The 17,471-nt window shown below is 70.1% G+C and carries 15 protein-coding genes; 1 reads left to right on the top strand and 14 read right to left on the bottom strand.

Going from position 1 to position 17,471, the window contains the following annotated elements; genetic code table 11:
* Window positions 1-2 precede the first annotated feature (2 nt).
* The 3 genes from SB754_RS05590 to SB754_RS05580 form a co-directional block, all read right to left on the bottom strand.
* The gene (locus SB754_RS05590) at window positions 3-1,133 is read right to left on the bottom strand and encodes a branched-chain amino acid aminotransferase (RefSeq protein WP_410781361.1); all 1,131 of its coding nucleotides are present in this window, start codon (window positions 1,131-1,133) and stop codon (window positions 3-5) included.
* 25 nt (window positions 1,134-1,158) lie between these two features.
* Complete coding sequence (locus SB754_RS05585) at window positions 1,159-2,214, bottom strand: 3-isopropylmalate dehydrogenase (RefSeq protein ID WP_410781360.1); 1,056 nt, start codon at window positions 2,212-2,214, stop codon at window positions 1,159-1,161.
* A 67-nt stretch (window positions 2,215-2,281) separates the two neighbouring features.
* Entirely contained in the window at window positions 2,282-3,817 is a 1,536-nt protein-coding gene (locus SB754_RS05580) for an MFS transporter (protein WP_410781359.1), read from the bottom strand.
* A 58-nt stretch (window positions 3,818-3,875) separates the two neighbouring features.
* Here SB754_RS05580 and SB754_RS05575 point away from each other — a divergent pair, with 58 nt between their 5' ends.
* Window positions 3,876-4,445 carry a TetR family transcriptional regulator gene (locus tag SB754_RS05575; protein ID WP_410781358.1) on the top strand — a complete coding sequence of 190 codons (570 nt, stop codon included), beginning with the start codon at window positions 3,876-3,878 and terminating at the stop codon, window positions 4,443-4,445.
* Window positions 4,446-4,452: 7 nt separating this feature from the next.
* Here SB754_RS05575 and SB754_RS05570 read toward each other — a convergent pair whose 3' ends face one another.
* The 11 genes from SB754_RS05570 to SB754_RS05520 all read right to left on the bottom strand — a co-directional run bounded on the left by SB754_RS05570 (window position 4,453) and on the right by SB754_RS05520 (window position 17,454).
* On the bottom strand, window positions 4,453-5,721 hold the full coding sequence (locus tag SB754_RS05570; RefSeq protein ID WP_410781357.1) for an RNA polymerase sigma factor: 1,269 nt from the start codon (window positions 5,719-5,721) through the stop codon (window positions 4,453-4,455).
* 17 nt (window positions 5,722-5,738) lie between these two features.
* A complete protein-coding gene (locus SB754_RS05565) occupies window positions 5,739-6,104 on the bottom strand; it encodes a YciI family protein (protein WP_410781356.1) in 366 nt (121 codons plus the stop codon).
* 111 nt (window positions 6,105-6,215) lie between these two features.
* Window positions 6,216-7,808 (bottom strand): phosphoglycerate dehydrogenase, encoded by a 1,593-nt coding sequence (serA, locus tag SB754_RS05560; RefSeq protein ID WP_410781355.1) that lies wholly within the window; start codon window positions 7,806-7,808, stop codon window positions 6,216-6,218.
* Window positions 7,809-7,956: 148 nt separating this feature from the next.
* Window positions 7,957-8,688 (bottom strand): copper homeostasis protein CutC, encoded by a 732-nt coding sequence (locus SB754_RS05555; RefSeq protein WP_410781354.1) that lies wholly within the window; start codon window positions 8,686-8,688, stop codon window positions 7,957-7,959.
* 88 nt (window positions 8,689-8,776) lie between these two features.
* Window positions 8,777-9,805 carry a ketol-acid reductoisomerase gene (gene ilvC, locus SB754_RS05550; protein WP_410781353.1) on the bottom strand — a complete coding sequence of 343 codons (1,029 nt, stop codon included), beginning with the start codon at window positions 9,803-9,805 and terminating at the stop codon, window positions 8,777-8,779.
* 41 nt (window positions 9,806-9,846) lie between these two features.
* Window positions 9,847-10,356, bottom strand: a complete 510-nt coding sequence (ilvN, locus tag SB754_RS05545; RefSeq protein WP_410781352.1) for an acetolactate synthase small subunit — start codon at window positions 10,354-10,356, stop codon at window positions 9,847-9,849.
* A gap of 2 nt (window positions 10,357-10,358) precedes the next feature.
* A complete protein-coding gene (locus SB754_RS05540; protein ID WP_410781351.1) occupies window positions 10,359-12,164 on the bottom strand; it encodes an acetolactate synthase large subunit in 1,806 nt (601 codons plus the stop codon).
* 50 nt (window positions 12,165-12,214) lie between these two features.
* The gene (gene ilvD / locus SB754_RS05535; protein WP_410781350.1) at window positions 12,215-13,909 is read right to left on the bottom strand and encodes a dihydroxy-acid dehydratase; all 1,695 of its coding nucleotides are present in this window, start codon (window positions 13,907-13,909) and stop codon (window positions 12,215-12,217) included.
* Window positions 13,910-14,042: 133 nt separating this feature from the next.
* Window positions 14,043-14,855: a trehalose-phosphatase gene (gene otsB / locus SB754_RS05530; RefSeq protein WP_410781349.1), complete on the bottom strand. Its 813-nt coding sequence runs from the start codon at window positions 14,853-14,855 to the stop codon at window positions 14,043-14,045.
* 65 nt (window positions 14,856-14,920) lie between these two features.
* Window positions 14,921-16,426 carry an alpha,alpha-trehalose-phosphate synthase (UDP-forming) gene (gene otsA, locus SB754_RS05525; protein WP_410781348.1) on the bottom strand — a complete coding sequence of 502 codons (1,506 nt, stop codon included), beginning with the start codon at window positions 16,424-16,426 and terminating at the stop codon, window positions 14,921-14,923.
* Window positions 16,427-16,548: 122 nt separating this feature from the next.
* On the bottom strand, window positions 16,549-17,454 hold the full coding sequence (locus tag SB754_RS05520) for an SGNH/GDSL hydrolase family protein (protein ID WP_410781347.1): 906 nt from the start codon (window positions 17,452-17,454) through the stop codon (window positions 16,549-16,551).
* Between the last annotated feature and the right edge of the window lie 17 nt (window positions 17,455-17,471).

Raw genomic sequence — 17,471 nt, 5'->3', positions numbered from 1 at the left:
GACTACGCGTCCAGGCGGTACATCCAGTTGTGGCGGTCGCGCTCGCGGCCGTACTGGATGTCGGTCAGCTCCTGGCGCAGCGACATCGTCAGCTCGCCGGGAGGGGCGGTGATGTCGCCCACCGTGAAGGTGTCGGACTTGAGTTCGCCGATCGGAGTGATGACCGCCGCGGTGCCGCACGCGAAGACCTCGACGATCTCGCCGGACTCCACGCCGTCGCGCCACTCGTCGATCGTGACCTTGCGGCGCTCGACGGCGTGGCCGCGGTCGCGGGCGAGCTGCAGCACCGAGTCGAGGGTGATGCCCTCCAGGATGCTGTCCGACTCGGGCGTGACCAGTGTGCCGTCCTTGTAGACGAGCACGACGTTCATGCCGCCGAGCTCCTCGAGGTACGTGCCTTCGACGGAGTCGAGGAACAGCACCTGGGCGCAGCCGTGCTCGTAGGCCTCGGCCTGCGGCAGCAGGCTGGACGCGTAGTTGCCGCCCGTCTTCGCCGCACCCGTGCCGCCCTTGCCTGCGCGCGACCAGCGGTCGGACAGCCAGATGGAGACCGGGGCGACGCCGCTCGGGAAGTAGGCCCCAGCGGGGCTCGCGATCAGGTAGTACGCGACCTTGTTCGCCGGGCGGACACCGAGGAACGCCTCCTTCGCGAACATGAACGGACGCAGGTAGAGGCTTGTCTCGGCTGCATCCGGCACCCAGTCGCCGTCGACGGCGATGAGCTGTTTGAGCGAGTCGAGGAAGTGCTCGACCGGGAGCTCCGGGAGGGCGAGCCGGTACGCCGAGCGCTGCATGCGGGCCGCGTTCGCCTCCGGCCGGAAGCCCCAGATCGAGCCATCGGCGTGGCGGTACGCCTTCAAACCTTCGAAGATCTCCTGCGCGTAGTGGAAGACGGCGGCCGAGGGCTCGAGCTGGATGGGACCGTAGGGCGAGACGCGCGGGCGGTGCCAGCCTCCCTTCGCCGACCAGCAGATGTCGACCATGTGGTCGGTGAAGTAGTTGCCGAACCCGGGGTCCGCGAGGATCTCGGCACGTTCGGCCGCCTCGCGGGCGGCCTCGTTGCGGCTGACGTTCCAGAGCAGGCCCGACGTCTCGGTGGGGCCACTGGTGAGGGAGATGCTGGTCGAGGTCATGACTGGTCCTTTATGCGACGGTGATTCAATTCTGCGCCACGCGCGCGGCGATCGCGTCGCCGATCTCGGCGGTCGTTCGCACAGCGCCCGTGCGCTCGGCGAGGTCGGCGGTCACCGCCTGCTCGACACGCTGGGCGAGTCCTTCTTCGCCGAGGTGGCGGAGAAGGAGCGCGATGGAGAGGATCGCGGCGGTGGGGTCGGCCTTCTGCTGGCCGGCGATGTCGGGTGCCGATCCGTGAACCGGTTCGAACATGCTCGGGAAGGCTCCGGCCGGGTTGATGTTGCCGGAGGCCGCCAGCCCGATGCCGCCGCTGATCGCGGCCGCGAGGTCGGTGAGGATGTCGCCGAAGAGGTTGTCCGTGACGATCACATCGAATCTAGCAGGATCCGTGACCAGGAAGATGGTCGCGGCATCGACATGGAGGTAGTCGACCGCCACACCGTGGTGCTCGGCGGCGACCGCATCGACGATCCGCTTCCAGAGTCCGCCGGCGAAGGTCAGGACGTTGGTCTTGTGCACGAGGGTCAGCTTCTTGCGGCGGCGCTCCGCCTGCTGGAAGGCGTAGCGCACCACCCGCTCGACGCCGTACGCGGTGTTGACGGACACCTCGTTCGCGATCTCGTGCGGAGTGCCCTGCCGGATGGCGCCGCCGTTGCCGACGTACGGCCCCTCTGTGCCCTCCCGGACCACGACGAAATCGACTTCGCCGGGATTCGCGAGCGGGCTCGCGATCCCCGGGAACAGGGTCGTCGGCCGCAGGTTGACGTAGTGGTCGAGCGAGAAGCGGAGCTTGAGCAGCAGGCCCCGCTCGATGTTCGCGCCGGCGAGACGTGGGTCGCCGGGCTTTCCGCCGACTGCGCCGAGCAGGATGGCGTCGTGAGCCGCGATCGCCTCCAGGTCGTCGTCCGTCAGCACGTCGCCCGTCGCCAGGTACCGGTCCGCTCCGAGCGAGAAGTGCGTCTTCTCGAACGCCAGCGCGCCTCCGGCGGTCACTGCGTCCAGCACCTTCACCGCCTCGGCGATGACCTCCGGGCCGATCCCGTCACCCGGGATGACGGCGAGCTTGACGGAACGGGACATGGGACTCCTCGCGCTGATGGATGCGGAACCGGTACAGCCACCCTATCGCCGTGCACCGTCGCTCCGATCAGGCCCGGACGCGACGGAGGGTGACCAGCGCAACGACAGCGGCGGTCGCGACCAGGACCACGCCGATCACCGCAGTGAGACCCACGCCGCTGTCGAAGGCGGATCGTGCCGACTCCAGCAGCTGGTCGGCCAGCGGCCCGGGCAGCCCGCGGGCGACCGAGACGGCGCCGCCCAGCGTCTCCCCCGCCGCGTTCGCCTGCCCGGCCGTGAGGCCGGACGGCACGACGAGGGCCGCGCGGTAGGAGGCGGTGATCAGCGTCCCGAGCGTCGCCGTGCCGAGCACGGCGCCCAGCTCGTAGGCCGTCTCCGAGACGGCCGACGCAGCGCCCGCCTTCTCTGCCGGAGCGGTGGAGATGACGAGTTCGTTCGAGACCGTCTCCGCTGCGCCGATGCCGGCGCCGAGCAGCACGAACGCGGCGAGCAGGATGCTCCAGGGCGCACCGCCTCCCGTCACCGCCACCAGCAGGTAGCCGGCCGCCGAGAGCGTCAGTCCGGCGGCGATGACGACTCCCGGTCGGATGCGTCGAGCCACCGGCACGACGAGCAGACCCGCGACGATCATGGTCACCAGCCCGGGAAGCAGCACGAGGCCCGACTGCAGCGGAGTCAGCCCGATCACCAGCTGCAGGTGCTGCGACACGAAGAAGAGGAAGCCGACCAGCGACACCACGCTGAGCAGGTTGACGACGACCGCTCCGCTGAACGCCGGCCACGTGAACAGCCGCATGTCGAGCATCGGCACCGGCCGCCGCAGCTGCCGCCGCACGAACAGGGCCCCGCAGGCGGCGCCACCGGCGATCGCGACCACGGCGAGCACGGACGGGCCGTCGACCGCGAGCGACTTGATGCCGTAGACGATCGGCGCCATCGTGAGCAGCGAGAGCACGATCCCGAGGGCGTCGACCGGCCCGGGGGCCGGGTCGCGCGACTCGCGGACGAGGAGCGGAGCAAGCACCAGCAGCGGGATGAGGACGGGCACCGCGAGCAGGAAGACGGAACCCCACCAGAAGTGCTCGAGCAGCAGTCCGCCGACGATCGGGCCGAGGGCGGATCCCGCCGCGAAGCCGGACGCCCAGATCGCGATGGCGAGCCGCCGCTGCTCCCGGTCGGCGAACACGCTGCGCAGCAGCGACAGCGTGGAGGGCATCAGCATCGCCCCGAAGACGCCCAGTGCGGCGCGGGAGGCGATGAGCAGTTCCGCGCTCGGCGCGAAGGCCGCGAGTGCCGACACCGTCGCGAATCCGGTCGCGCCGATCAGCAGCAGCCGGCGACGGCCGATCCGGTCGCCCAGGCTGCCCATGGCGACGAGGAGCCCGGCGAGCACGAGCGGGTACACGTCCACGATCCAGAGCATCCCGGTCGCGCTCGGCTCGAGCGCCTCGGAGATGGACGGGAGAGCGAAGCTCAGCACCGTGTTGTCGACCGAGACGAGCAGCGTCGGCAGCATCAGCACCGCCAGCGCCGCCCACCCGCGCCCGCCGGCCCGGGCGGGGACGTCGGTTGCAGTGATGCGGGGTGCGGCGGTCGAGGACATGTGTTTACTGTACCGTCTGGACGGTACAGTGGCAACCATCGCGAGCTACGATGTGGTCATGCCGAGTGACGCCGCCCCCGCCTCCTCCGCCCCTTCCGCGCGAGATCGCGTGCTCGACGCCTTCGAGGAGCTGCTGGCGGAGCAGAGCGAGCGGGCGGCCACCCTCGATGCCGTGGCGGCCCGCGCCGGGGTCTCCAAGGGCGGCCTGCTGTACCACTTCGCCTCCAAGGAGGCCCTGGCCGCCGGGGTGCTCGACCGCTTCGCCGCCCTCATCGACGATGATGTGGCCAGCATGCGGACCTCTGAGAAGGGACCCGTCGACTACTTCCTCCGCACCTCCATCCCCACCGACTCGCGCTTCGAACGGGCGATGGTCGCGATCGCGCGGTTGGCGCAAGCGGACGACCCGCGGGCTCGCGACGCCCTGGCCGGCGCGCAGCGCCGCTGGCTGGAGGTGCTGCAGGAGACGGTCGGCGATCCCCTGGTCGCACGGACGATCATGCTCATCGGGGACGGGATGTACTACAACACCGCCCTGCTGCCCGCGACGAACAACGTGCTGCGCGACGAGACCGACGTGGATGACCTGATCGCGCTCGTCCGTCAGCTGGCCGAACCGGCCGGCTGAGTCGGCGTCACTCCAGCGACGCCAGCAGCCGGGCGAGCGAGCGTCCGGTGCGCTCGTCCGCCGTCGCGGCGATGGCCTGCCGCAAGGAGTCGGCCGCCTCCGCATCCCTGCCCGCGAGCTGCAACAGCGCCGCCCGCGCGGCGTGCGCCTGCGACGCCGTCGCCCCGCGGAACAGGTCCTGGTCGTCGGCGAGGCCGGCGAGACCGACATCGGGTCCCGCATCCGGGCTGTGCCCCAGCGCCACCAGCCGTCCGAGCCGGGCCGAAGGGCTCGGCCACTGCCGCACCAGGCCGTCGTAGAGGCGCGCAATGGCGGGCCAGTCCGTGGCCTCCCACGTGGGAGCGATGTCGTGGAGGCCGGCGATGCCCGCCTGCAGGGCGTACCGCCCGTCGCCGGCCAGCGCCTCGGCCGCGAGCTGCTCCCCCTCGGCCATGAGCGCGACATTCCAGAGGGACCGGTCCGCGTCGCGCAGCATCCCGAACTCGTCGTCCGCGGTCAGGCGCGTTGCCTGGCGCGCCTCGGTCAGCAGCAGCAGGGCCAGGAGGCCGGAGCTCTCCCGATCGCGGACCGCGCGGTGCGCGTCGCGTGCGAGCGCGATCGCGTCGAGCCGCAGGGAGGCGTCGGCTGTCTGGTGCCCCACCGTGTACAGCAGGTAGATCGTGGTGAGGGCATCCGGCATGCGACGGGCGACATCGTCGGTGTCGTCGAGGGCGAGGCGGACGCCGGACGCATGGATGCGCTTCTTGGCACGGGTGAGCCGCGCCGCCATCGTCGGCTCGGAGACGAGGAACGCCTCGGCGATCCGCGCCGTCGGCACCCCGCAGACGAATCGCAGGGCAAGCGCGACGCGCGCCTCCGCCGCGAGGGCGGGATGCGCGACCAGGAGGATGAGCTCCAGTCGTTCGTCGCCGGTGAACACGTTCCCCTCCCCCGGTTCGTCGCTCCGCCGATCCTCGACGTCGGCGCGTTCGGAACGCGCGAGTTCTGCGGCCAAGGCGGACCCCGCCCTGGCCGCCGTGCGCTCGCGCCGGAACTCGTCCAGCGCGACGCGGCGCGCCACAGTGGTGATCCACGCGGCCGGATTGGCGGGCACGCGGCCACGCCCGGCCTCCTGCAGGACGCGCACGAGCGCCTCCTGCACCGCGTCCTCCGCGAGCAGGAGGTCGCCCGTCGTGCGCGCGACGGCGCCGAGGATGCGCGGGGCCTCCTCCCGCCACGCCCTCTCGATCCGGTCGCGCTCCGACCGCTCGGCGTCGTCCCCGGCGGCCGGCGTCACTCAGCCCACCGCGTCACTCAGCGCACCGCGTCGAGCACCAGCACCGGGTACAGCTCGATCGAGCCCTTCGTCGGGCACAGCGCGGCCAGCTCGCGAGCCTGCTCGTTGCTGGCTGCCGTGAAGCTGTAGAAACCGGTGATGACCTCGCTGGTCTCGCCGAACGGTCCGCTGGTGAAGACCGGCGCGCCGTCGGCGCCCGGGGTGATGCGGGTGGCGTGCGTCGCCTCCTGCAGCGCGCTGCTGGCGACGATGCGCTCGCCGGCGGCCGCGACGGCCTCCTGGAACGCCTGGTGACCGGCCATGCCGGCCTGCCACTCGTCCGCGGTCATCTCCTGGGGGTTCCAGTTGGGCTCGCGGATGAGCAGAACGTACTCGTCGGACATGGTGTCTCCTTGCTTCGTAGGGATATCGACACCCCTACGACGCAATTCAACCGCCGGAATCGACAGTCCGGGAGAAATTTCTTCCTGGCCGCCTGCCACAGCCTCCGCGGATCACGCCTCGGTGATGTCGATCTCCTGCATCAGGTCGGCGTCGATCGCCAGCCGGACCTTCTCGAGGAGGCCGTCCGGCACCCGCGAGTCGACGGTCAGGACGCTGAGCGCCTTGCCGCCTGCGGAGGTCCGGGCGATCTGCATGCCCGCGATGTTGATCGAGGACTCGCCGAACTCGCGACCGTAGACCGCGACGATGCCGGGGCGGTCGTCGTAGACCATGACGACCAGGTGCTCGGCGACCGGCACCTCCACGTCGTAGCCGTTGATGCCGACGATCTTCTCGATCTGCTTGGGGCCGGTCAGCGTGCCCGCGACCGAGACCTGCGAGCCGTCGCTGAGGGCGCCGCGCAGGGTGATGAGGTTGCGGTACTCCTCGCTCACCGAGTCGGTGATGAGGCGCACCTCGATGCCGCGCTGATCGGCGAGCAGCGGCGCGTTGACGTACGAGACGGTCTCGCTGACGATGTTGGTGAAGATTCCCTTGAGCGCCGCGAGCTTGAGCACGCTGACGTCGTAGTCGGCCAGCTCGCCGCGGACCTCGACGTCGACGCTCGTGACCGGGCTGCCCGCGAGGCCGGAGAACACCTGGCCGAGCTTCTCGACGAGGGGGATGCCGGGGCGGACATAGGGATCGATCACGCCGCCCGCGACGTTGACCGCGTCGGGGACGAGCTCGCCCGAGAGCGCGAGACGCACGGAGCGCGCGACCGAGACGCCCGCCTTCTCCTGCGCCTCATCCGTGGAGGCGCCGAGGTGCGGCGTGACGACGACGTTCTCGAGCGCCAGGAGCGGCGAGTCCTGCGGCGGCTCCGAGACGAAGACGTCGAGGCCGGCGCCCGCGATGGTTCCCGAGGTCAGCGCACGGTAGAGCGCCTCCTCGTCGATCAGGCCGCCGCGCGCGACGTTGACGATGAACGCGGTGTCCTTCATCAGGGCCAGCTGGTCGTCCGAGATCATGCCGGTGGTCTCCGGCGTCTTCGGCATGTGGATGGTGATGAAGTCGGACTGCGCCAGCAGCTCGTCCAGCGTGACGAGCTGCACGCCGAGCTGCTGCGCCCGTGCGCTGGTCACGTACGGGTCGTACGCGATGACGTTCGTCCCGAACGCCTGCAGGCGGGCGGTGATGAGGGCGCCGATGCGGCCGAGACCGATGATGCCGATCGTCTTCTCGTAGAGCTCGACGCCGGTGTACTTGGACCGCTTCCACTGCCCCTGCGCCAGCGCGCTGTGCGCGGCCGGGATGTGGCGGGCGAGGCTGAGGATGTGGCCGACGGTCAGCTCCGCCGCCGAGATGATGTTGGAGGTCGGTGCATTGACCACCATGACGCCCGCGGTCGTCGCGGTCTTGATGTCGACGTTGTCGAGGCCCACGCCGGCTCGGGCGATGACCTTGAGCGACTTCGCCGCCCCGATGACCTCCTCGTCGACCTTGGTCGCGGAGCGCACCAGGATCGCGTCGGCGTCGGCGACCGCGGTGAGCAGCGCCGGCCGGTCGGTCCCGTCCACGGAGCGGACCTCGAAGTCGGGCCCGAGGGCGTCGACGGTGGCGGGCGAGAGTTCTTCGGCGATCAGGACGACCGGCTTTGTCACGTGGCAGTTCCTTCGAGGTGCGAGGGCTGGCTTGGGAAGAAATGCGCCACGGTCGGTGGGGCGCTGAAGGCTTAACTCTAGCGGGAGGCCGGATGCGCCTTTCGCTGCGTTACGCCGCCTGTGGATGCTCGCGGTGGAGGATGGCCGGTCAGCGCAGCGCGCGGGCAGCGGCCACGGCGGAGGCGACCGTCGCCGGATCGGTGATGTCGTACGCAGCGTCGCCCCCACCTGGGCCGCTGGGCGCACCGGTGACGGATCCGCGCGCGGAGAGGTGCACGGCCTGCACCCCGGTGGAGGCGAGCAGCGGGATGTCGTCGATACGCACTCCCCCGCCGGCCATCACCTCGATGCGCCCTGCCGCCCGCTGGGCCAGCGCGCGGAGTGTTTCCGCACCGTCGCCGCTGCGCAGAGCGCCGCCGGAGGTGAGAACGCGGCGCACGCCGAGCGCGGCCAGGTCGTCGAGGGCGGCGAAAGGATCGGCCGCGACGTCCAGCGCCCGGTGGAAGGTGACCGCGAGATCCTCTGCGGCCCGGACGAACCGCTGGACGGCGTCGTGGTCGACCTCGCCCCGCTCGTCGAGGGCGCCGATCACGACGCCAGCGGCGCCGGCCTCCCGGGCGAAGCGGATGTCGGCGACGGTCAGCGCGACCTCGTCCGCGTCGTAGACGAAACCGCCGCCACGCGGGCGGACCAGCACGTGAACGAACGCGGGCCGCTCCTGCTGCCGCGCCTCCGCGATGGCCGAGCGCACCAGCGCGGCGGACGGGGTGAGCCCGCCCATCCCGAGCGCCGTGCACAGCTCGACCCGGTCGGCGCCCTCCGCCAGCGCGATGCGGACGCCGGCGACATCCTGGACTGCGATCTCGACGGCGATGCCCATCGGCTCAGCTCCTCACGCGGAAGGGTGCCGCACGCGTCGCGTGCGGCACCCCGAGACTACTGGGCGGTGATCCCCATGCTGGGCTCGCTCAGCGGGCGACCTCGCCGTCGACGTAGTCGTCGTCGTTGGAGGCGTTCCACGCGAAGAGCTTGCGCAGCTCGCGGCCGGTGGCCTCGATGGGGTGCTGCTCGCCCTTCTTGCGGAGCTCCAGGAACTCCGGCGCGCCGGCGTCCTGGTCGGCGATGAAGCGCTTGGCGAAGGTGCCGTCCTGGATGTCGGACAGCACGGCCTGCATGTTCTCCTTGACGTGCGGGTCGATGACGCGCGGGCCCGAGACGTAGTCGCCGTACTCGGCGGTGTCGGAGACGCTCCAGCGCTGCTTGGCGATGCCGCCCTCCCACATCAGGTCGACGATGAGCTTCAGCTCGTGCAGGACCTCGAAGTAGGCGACCTGCGGCTGGTAGCCGGCCTCGGTCAGGGTCTCGAAGCCGTACTGGACGAGCTGCGAGACGCCGCCGCAGAGGACGGCCTGCTCGCCGAACAGGTCGGTCTCGGTCTCCTCGGTGAAGGTGGTCTTGATGCCGCCGGCGCGGAGGCCGCCGATCGCCTTGGCATACGAGAGCACGAGCGGCCAGGCGTTGCCCGACGCATCCTTCTCGACGGCGACGATCACCGGCACGCCGCGGCCGGCCTCGTACTCGCGACGGACCGTGTGGCCCGGGCCCTTCGGGGCGACCATGATGACGTCGACGCCCTCGGGTGCCTCGATATAGCCGAAGCGGATGTTGAAGCCGTGCCCGAAGACGAGCGCGTTGCCGTCCTGCAGGTTGTCCTTGATGTCGTCGGCGTACAGGTGACGCTGCACCTGGTCCGGCGCGAGGATGACGATGACGTCGGCCCACGCGGCGGCGTCGGCCGCGCTCAGGACGCGGAAGCCGGCCTCCTCGGCCTTGGGCTTCGACTTCGAGCCCTCCTTGAGGCCGATGACGACCTCGACGCCCGAGTCGCGGAGGTTCTGCGCGTGCGCGTGCCCCTGCGAGCCGTAGCCGATGACGGCGACCTTCTTGCCCTGGATGATCGACAGGTCCGCGTCGTTGTCGTAGTAGATCTCAGCCACTTGGTGCTTCTCCTTGCTGGTTCGGTTCTCGAGAGAGGGAGTCAATTGCGGAACACGCGCTCGGTGATGGACTTGCCGCCACGGCCGATCGCGAGGAGGCCGGACTGGGCCATCTCCTTGATCCCGTAGGGCTCCAGCACCTTGAGCAGCGCCTGGGTCTTGCCGCTGTCGCCGGTGACCTCGATGACGAGGGCATCGGTCGCCACGTCGACGACACGGGCGCGGAACAGGTTCACGGCCTCGAGCACCTGCGAGCGGGTGGAGTTGTCCACGCGCACCTTGATCAGCAGGTGCTCGCGCTGCACCGACTGCGCAGCGTCGAGCTCGACGATCTTGATCACGTTGATCAGCTTGTTGAGCTGCTTGGTGACCTGCTCGAGCGGGAGCTCCTCCACATCCACGACGACCGTGATGCGCGAGAGGCCCTCGACCTCGCTGGTGCCCACCGCGAGCGAGTGGATGTTGAAGCCGCGCCGGGCGAACAGTCCGGCGACGCGGGTCAGCAGACCCGGCTTGTCCTCCACGAGGAGGCTCAGAACGTGCGTGCTCATGGTCACTCCCCTCCGAAGGACGGACTGTGGTCGCGGGCGTACTGGACGTAGCTGTTGCTGACGCCCTGCGGCACCATCGGCCACACCATGGCGTCGGCGCTCACCACGAAGTCGATGACGACCGGACGGTCGTTCGTCTCGAGCGCGAGCTTGATCGCGGCGTCGACCTCCTCCTCCTTCGTGACGCGGATGCCGAGGGCGCCGTACGCCTCGGCCAGCTTCACGAAGTCAGGGACGCGGACGGTGTCGTGGCCCGTGTTCAGGTCGGTGTTGGAGTAGCGGCCGTCGTAGAAGAGGGTCTGCCACTGCCGCACCATGCCGAGCGACGAGTTGTTGATGATCGCGACCTTGATCGGGATGTCGTTGATCGTGCAGGTGGCGAGCTCCTGATTGGTCATCTGGAAGCAGCCGTCGCCGTCGATCGCCCACACCACGCGGTCCGGCTGGGCGACCTTGGCGCCCATGGCGGCAGGCACCGAGTAGCCCATCGTGCCGGCCCCTCCGGAGTTCAGCCACGAGTTGGGACGCTCGTACTTGATGAACTGCGCCGCCCACATCTGGTGCTGGCCGACGCCGGCGGTGTACACGCCCTCCGGCCCGGTCAGCTCGCCGATCCGCTGGATGACGTACTGCGGGGCGAGGAGGCCGTCACTGGTGGCGCTGTAGCCGAGCGGGAACTCCTCGCGGAGGCCGTTCAGGTACGTCCACCACTCGACCAGCTCGGGCTTGCCCGCCCGGGTGGCGTCCTGGAACGCCGCGGTCAGATCGACGATGACGTCCTTGGCATCGCCGACGATGGGGACGTCGGCGATGCGGATCTTGGAGATCTCGGCAGGGTCGACGTCGACGTGCACGATCTTCGCGTTGGGCGCGAACAGGGAGGTGTTGCCGGTCACCCGGTCGTCGAACCGGGCGCCGAGCGAGATGATCAGGTCGGACTCCTGCAGCGAGAGCACTGCGGGGACCGTCCCGTGCATCCCCGGCATGCCGAGGTGCTGCGCGTGGGTGTCCGGGAACGCCCCGCGCGCGGTCAGCGTGGTCACGACGGGCGCGCCTGTGGCTTCCGCGAGTTCCAGCAGCTCCCGCGAGGCGCGGGCGCGGATGACGCCGCCGCCGACGTAGAGCACCGGCTTCTTGGCCTCGGCGAGCAGCTGGGCCGCGGCCAGCACCTGCTTGCCGTGCGCCTTGGTGATCGGCCGGTAGCCCGGAAGGTCGACCTTCGGCGGCCACACGAACGGGCCGGTGTTCTGCTGCGCGTCCTTCGTGATGTCGACGAGGACGGGACCCGGGCGGCCGGTGCCTGCGATGTGGTACGCCGCGGCGATGGTCGACGGGATGTCCGCCACGTCTTTCACCAGGAACGAGTGCTTGGTGATCGGCATGGTGATGCCGACGATGTCGGCCTCCTGGAACGCGTCCGTGCCCATCAGGGTGGAGAACACCTGACCGGTGATGAAGACCACGGGGACGGAGTCCATGTGGGCGTCCATGATCGCAGTGACCAGGTTGGTCGCGCCGGGGCCGGAGGTGGCCATGGCGACGCCCACCTTGTTGCCCGCGACCGCGTAGCCCTCGGCGGCGTGGCCGCCGCCCTGCTCGTGCCGGACGAGGATGTGACGGATCCGGGTGGAGTCCATGATCGCGTCGTAGATGGGCAGGATGGCGCCGCCCGGGAGCCCGAAGACGTCGGTGACGCCGAGGAGCTCGAGGGTGCGGACGACCGACTGGGAGCCGGTCAGGATCTCGGGCGACGCCTTACCGGGCGTCGCGGACGGCAACACAGTGCTGGGGGTTGCATCCGTGGACATGCCTTATCAGTCCCTTACGTACGAAGATGGTTGGTGCCGGCGCGTAAGCCCTAGCCCGTGACCGCTCCTTCTGCTGCGGAGCGCACGAGCTTGGAGAACTTCGCGAGAACGCCACGGGTATAGCGCGGAGGAAGAGGCGCCCAGCCTTCACGGCGGGCGGTCAGCTCTGACTCGTCGACAAGTAGGTCGAGGGAGCGAGCCGCGATATCGACCCGTATCAGATCACCATCGCGCACGAAGGCGATGGGACCTGCGTCCACCGCTTCGGGTGCTATGTGGCCGATGCACAGGCCGGTTGTGCCGCCTGAGAATCGTCCGTCCGTCAATAGTAGTACATCCTTGCCGAGACCCGCGCCCTTGATGGCCGCGGTGATGGCGAGCATCTCGCGCATCCCCGGCCCGCCCTTCGGACCCTCGTAGCGGATGATGACCACGTCGCCCGCGTAGATGCGGCCTTCGGTCAGCGCATCCATCGCCTCCCGCTCGCGCTCGAACACGCGCGCGGGACCCTCGAACACCTCGGCGTCGAAGCCGGCCGTCTTGACGACCGCGCCGTCCGGAGCCAGGGAGCCCTTGAGGATGGTGATGCCACCGGTCGGGTGGATGGGGTTGTCCAGCGTCCGCATGACCTCGCCGTCCGGTGCGGGCGGGTTGATCTCGGCCAGGTTCTCGGCGACGGTCTTGCCTGTCACGGTGAGGCAGTCGCCGTGGAGCAGTCCGGCGTCGAGCAGCGCCTTCATGACGACCGGGACGCCGCCGTGGCGGTCGACGTCGTTCATCACGTACTTGCCGAACGGCTTCAGGTCGCCGATGTGCGGGATCTTATCGCCGATCCGGTTGAAGTCGTCGATAGTGAGATCGACCTCGGCCTCGTGGGCGATCGCCAGCAGGTGCAGCACGACGTTGGTGGAGCCGCCGAACGCCATCGCGACCGCGATCGCGTTCTCGAACGCCTTCTTGGTCAGGATGTCGCGCGCCGTGATGCCCTTGCGCAGCAGGTTGACGACGGCCTCGCCCGAGCGGTGCGCGTAGTAGTCGCGGCGGCGGTCCGCCGAGGGCGGCGCAGCGGAGCCCGGGAGGCTCATCCCGAGCGCCTCGGCCACGGAGGCCATGGTGTTGGCGGTGTACATGCCGCCGCAGGCGCCCTCGCCCGGAGCGATGGCGCACTCGATGCGCTTGAGGTCTTCTTCGCTCATCTTGCCGGCCTTGCACGCGCCGACCGCCTCGAACGAGTCGATGATGGTGACGTCTTTCTCGGTGCCGTCGGAGAGCTTCACCCAGCCCGGGGCGATGGAGCCCGCGTAGAGGAAGACCGCCGACAGGTCGAGCCGCGCTGCCGCCATCAGCATGCCGGGGAGCGACTTGTCGCAGCCGGCGAGCAGGACGGTGCCGTCGAGGCGCTCCGCCATCATCACGGTCTCCACCGAGTCGGCGATGACCTCGCGCGACACGAGCGAGAAGTGCATCCCCTCGTGGCCCATCGAGATGCCGTCGGAGACGGAGATGGTGCCGAACTGCAGCGGGTAGCCGCCTCCGGCGTGCACGCCCTCCTTCGCGCCCTGCGCGAGACGGTCGAGCGAGAGGTTGCAGGGGGTGATCTCGTTCCAGGAGGAGGCGATGCCGATCTGCGGCTTCTCCCAGTCCTCGTCTCCCATGCCGACGGCGCGGAGCATCCCGCGGCTGGTGGTGGCTTCGATCCCGTCCGTGACGACGCGCGAACGCGGTTTCCAATCGACTTCAGGCATGGAACAACTCTAGGACGTCTCGAATGCCGCTCCGACCATGTGCCGCCTCCCCCTTCACCGCGCACGATTCGTGACGAATGTGGGGATAGCGGCGCGCAAACGCCGCATTCGTCACGAATGTGCGGAGGACGAATCAGCCGACGTGGGCCTCGCGGGCCTGGGCGAGCAGGCCCAGGAGGGTCGCGATGGCGCGCTCGTCGGCCACGCGGTACTGCGCAGCGGTCTCGCCCGTTCCGACCTTGATGCCGACGTCGCCGCGGTCCGGGCGGAGGACGGTGAAGCCGTCCTCGTCGGTCACGTCGTCGCCGGCGAACAGCACCGCGGTGGCCTGCGTGTACTGGCGCAGGCGCTCGACGCCGTCGCCCTTGTGCGCCTCGCGCACCGAGAATTCGATGATGTCCTTGCCGTCGCGGATGGTGAGCGCATCGCTGACGCTCGCCGCAGCCTCCCTGGCGCGGGAGACGACTTCGGCGCCGCGCTCCCCCGCCACCTGGCGGTAGTGCACGCCGAAACCGACCGGCTTGGTCTCCAGCTTGGTCCCGGGGATGCTGTCCACCAGGTTGCCCAGCGCCTTCCCCAGCCGGGTCAGCGTGTCCTGCTCCTCCGGTGACAGGTCGAGCGAGACCCCGTCGCGGCCGAAGCGGATCTCGACGCCGTGCGATCCGATGAGCAGCGCGTCCGCGTCGGCCTCGGTGACGGTCTCCAGGCTGGTCAGCGGGCGACCCGAGACGTACGCCACCCACGTTCGCGGCAGCCGCTCCAGCCGGTCGAGAGCAGCCTTCGACTCCGGCAACGCCCGCGCGCCGCGCGGAACGTCGACGAAGGGCGCCAGCGTCCCGTCGAAGTCCAGGGCGAGGAGCAGCCGGTCGGCCCTCGCCAGCTTCTGCAGCGCGCCGGCGAGGGCGAGGGCGGAGTCGGACGGGCGGTGGGAGGCGGTGTCGGTCATGCGTCCTTCAGCGGGAGTTGCGGAGAGCGGTGGCGGGAGGCGAAAGGGGGGAGGCGGCACAGGACTCAGCGGCGGTTGACCGGAGGGTCCTGCAGCGGGTGGTCGCCGTGCGCCCGACGCGTGAGGGCGTCGAGGAACGAGGCCGACCAGCGGGCGACGTCGTTGGTGAGCACCTTCTTGCGGAGGACACGCATCCGCCGCGTGCGGTCGCGCTTCGGCATGGCCAGCGCCTGCATCACGGTCGCCTTCAGGCCCTCGATGTCGTGCGGGTTGATCAGCAGTGCCTGGCGCAGCTCGTCGGAGGCGCCGGCGAACTCACTGAGGACGAGCACGCCGTCCTCGTCCACGCGCGTCGCCACGTACTCCTTCGCGACCAGGTTCATGCCGTCGCGCAGGGCGGTCACCAGCATCACGTCGGCGGCGAGGTACAGCGCCACCATCTCCTCGCGGGGGTAGCCGTGGTGCAGGTACGCGATCGCGGTGTGACCCAGCGTGGAGTAGTCCCCGTTGATGCGGCCGACCGTCAGCTCGATCTCGTCGCGCAGTTGCCGGTACGTCTCGACCCGCTCCCGGCTGGGGCTGGCGACCTGCACGAGTGTGACGTCCTCCGCCCGCACGCGCCCCTCCTCCAGGAGCTCGCCGAACGCCTTGAGGCGGTGCCCGATCCCCTTCGTGTAGTCGAGGCGGTCGACGCCGAGCATGATCTTCTCGGGGTTGCCGAGCTCCTCGCGGATCTCGCGGGCCCGCGCCTGGATCTCGGGCCGCCGCGCGAGTTCTTGGTACTGGTCGGCGTCGATGGAGATCGGGAACGCCCGCGCGAGCACGGTGCGCACCAGGCCGCCGCGGCGGTCCACCGTAACGTGCCGGTGCGAGCCGGCCTCCGGGTCGTCGGTGTCGATCGGCACCTCGATGATCGGCCCGCGCGTCTCGAAGCCCTTCAGGCGCCTGACGGCCCGGGAGAAGTTGCCCGCGTCGGCGACGCGCTGGAAGCCGATGACGTCGGCGCCGAGCAGGCCGTCGATGATCTGGCGCCGCCACGGCAGCTGCGAGTAGATGCCGTACGGCGGGAACGGAATGTGGTTGAAGAAACCGATCACGAGGTCGGGCCGCAGTTCGCGCAGCATCGCAGGGACGAGCTGCAGCTGGTAGTCGTGCACCCAGACGACGGCGCCCGCCGAGGCGACCGACGCCGCGGCCTGGGCGAACCGCCGGTTCACCCGCACGTACGTGTCCCACCACTCGCGGTGGTAGCTCGGCTGGGCGATCACGTCGTGGTACAGCGGCCACAGCGTGTCGTTGGAGAAGCCCTCGTAGTACTCCTGCAGCTCCTGGTCGGAGAGCGGGACGGGCAGGATGTTGATGCCACCGGCCTCGAACGGCTCGATCTCCTCGCCCGCGACGCCGGCCCAGCCGATCCAGACGCCGTCCTGCGAACGCATCACGGGCTCCAGCGCCGCGACGAGACCGCCGGGCGACGGCCGCCAGTCCGCGTTCCCGCTCTCGTCGACCACCCGGTCGACGGGGAGCCGGTTGGACACGATGATCAGTTCGTACGTGTCACCGTCCGGCACGGTATCGGTCGCGGAGTTCGTCGGTTGAGGCGTCGCGGTGATGGTGGGTCAACTCCCTCGAAGGGTCGGGACGTGAGACACCAGTCAGGGTACCAGCGTCCTCGAAGGCCGCCCCGGGACGGTCAATGCGCTGTGCCGAGCAGCTGGACCAGCCGGCTCGCGTACTCCGTGTACCCGGCGGCCGTCGGGTGGAAGACAGCCGAGCCCGACGTGTTGAGCCACGGCCTCCTGTCGCCGATGGCGTGGCCGGCGAAGTCGACGGGCAGGTAGGTCATCGGCTTGCCCTCGGCCCGCTGGTCGTCCACGGCCTGCCTGATCACCTCGTTGAGCCCGAGCGTCGCCGCGTTGATCGCGGCGGCCGTCTGGAAGTCCGGGGCATTCGGATCGGAGGCGTCATAGAGGAGGGTGTACCCGGTGACGACGATGCGTGCGTTCGGAGCCGCCTGCGCGACGGCGCTGTAGACGGTGTCGAGCCGGTCCGGCAGAACGTTCAGCAGCGACAGCGCCGCGGTGACCTCGTTGCGGCATGCCGTCGCCTTGCCCGCGGCGCAGTCCCCGGCGATGGCGGCCACGCCGAGGTCGTTGCCGCCGATGCTCACGGTGACCAGGTCGGTCCGGTCGTCGAGGGCGATCAGCTGGTGCTTCAGCAGGTCGGAGGTGGTGGCTCCCGCGCACGCCGCGTTCACGATCAGGTCGATGCCGGACTTCCTGGCGAACACCGACGGGTAGCTGTTGGCGCTGAGCCGGCACGAGCCCTGCTCGGCGCCGGCGCCCATCCCGGCGGCGAAGGAGTCGCCCAGGGCGACGTACCGTGTGGAGGCCGTCAACGGCTCTTTGGGGAAGGGATCCGGGGTCGAGGTGGGCGCCGGTACGGCCGTCGCCGCAGCACGCGGGGTCTCGGCACTCGTCGGCGACCCCGAACAGGCAGTCAGCAGCAGCGCAGCGGAGGCCGCCGCCAGAACGGCGACGGCACGGAGCACGCGGGAGGGCCGCAGTGCGCGGTGGTCTCGGGATGCTTCGGGTCGCATCCTGAAGACTGTAGCCG

Origin of the sequence: Leifsonia sp. SIMBA_070 (assembly GCF_046534635.1) — a bacterium.
Classification (GTDB): domain Bacteria; phylum Actinomycetota; class Actinomycetes; order Actinomycetales; family Microbacteriaceae; genus Leifsonia.
Note: the sequence above shows the minus strand (reverse complement) of the source record. Positions and strands in the feature narration are given on the sequence as shown.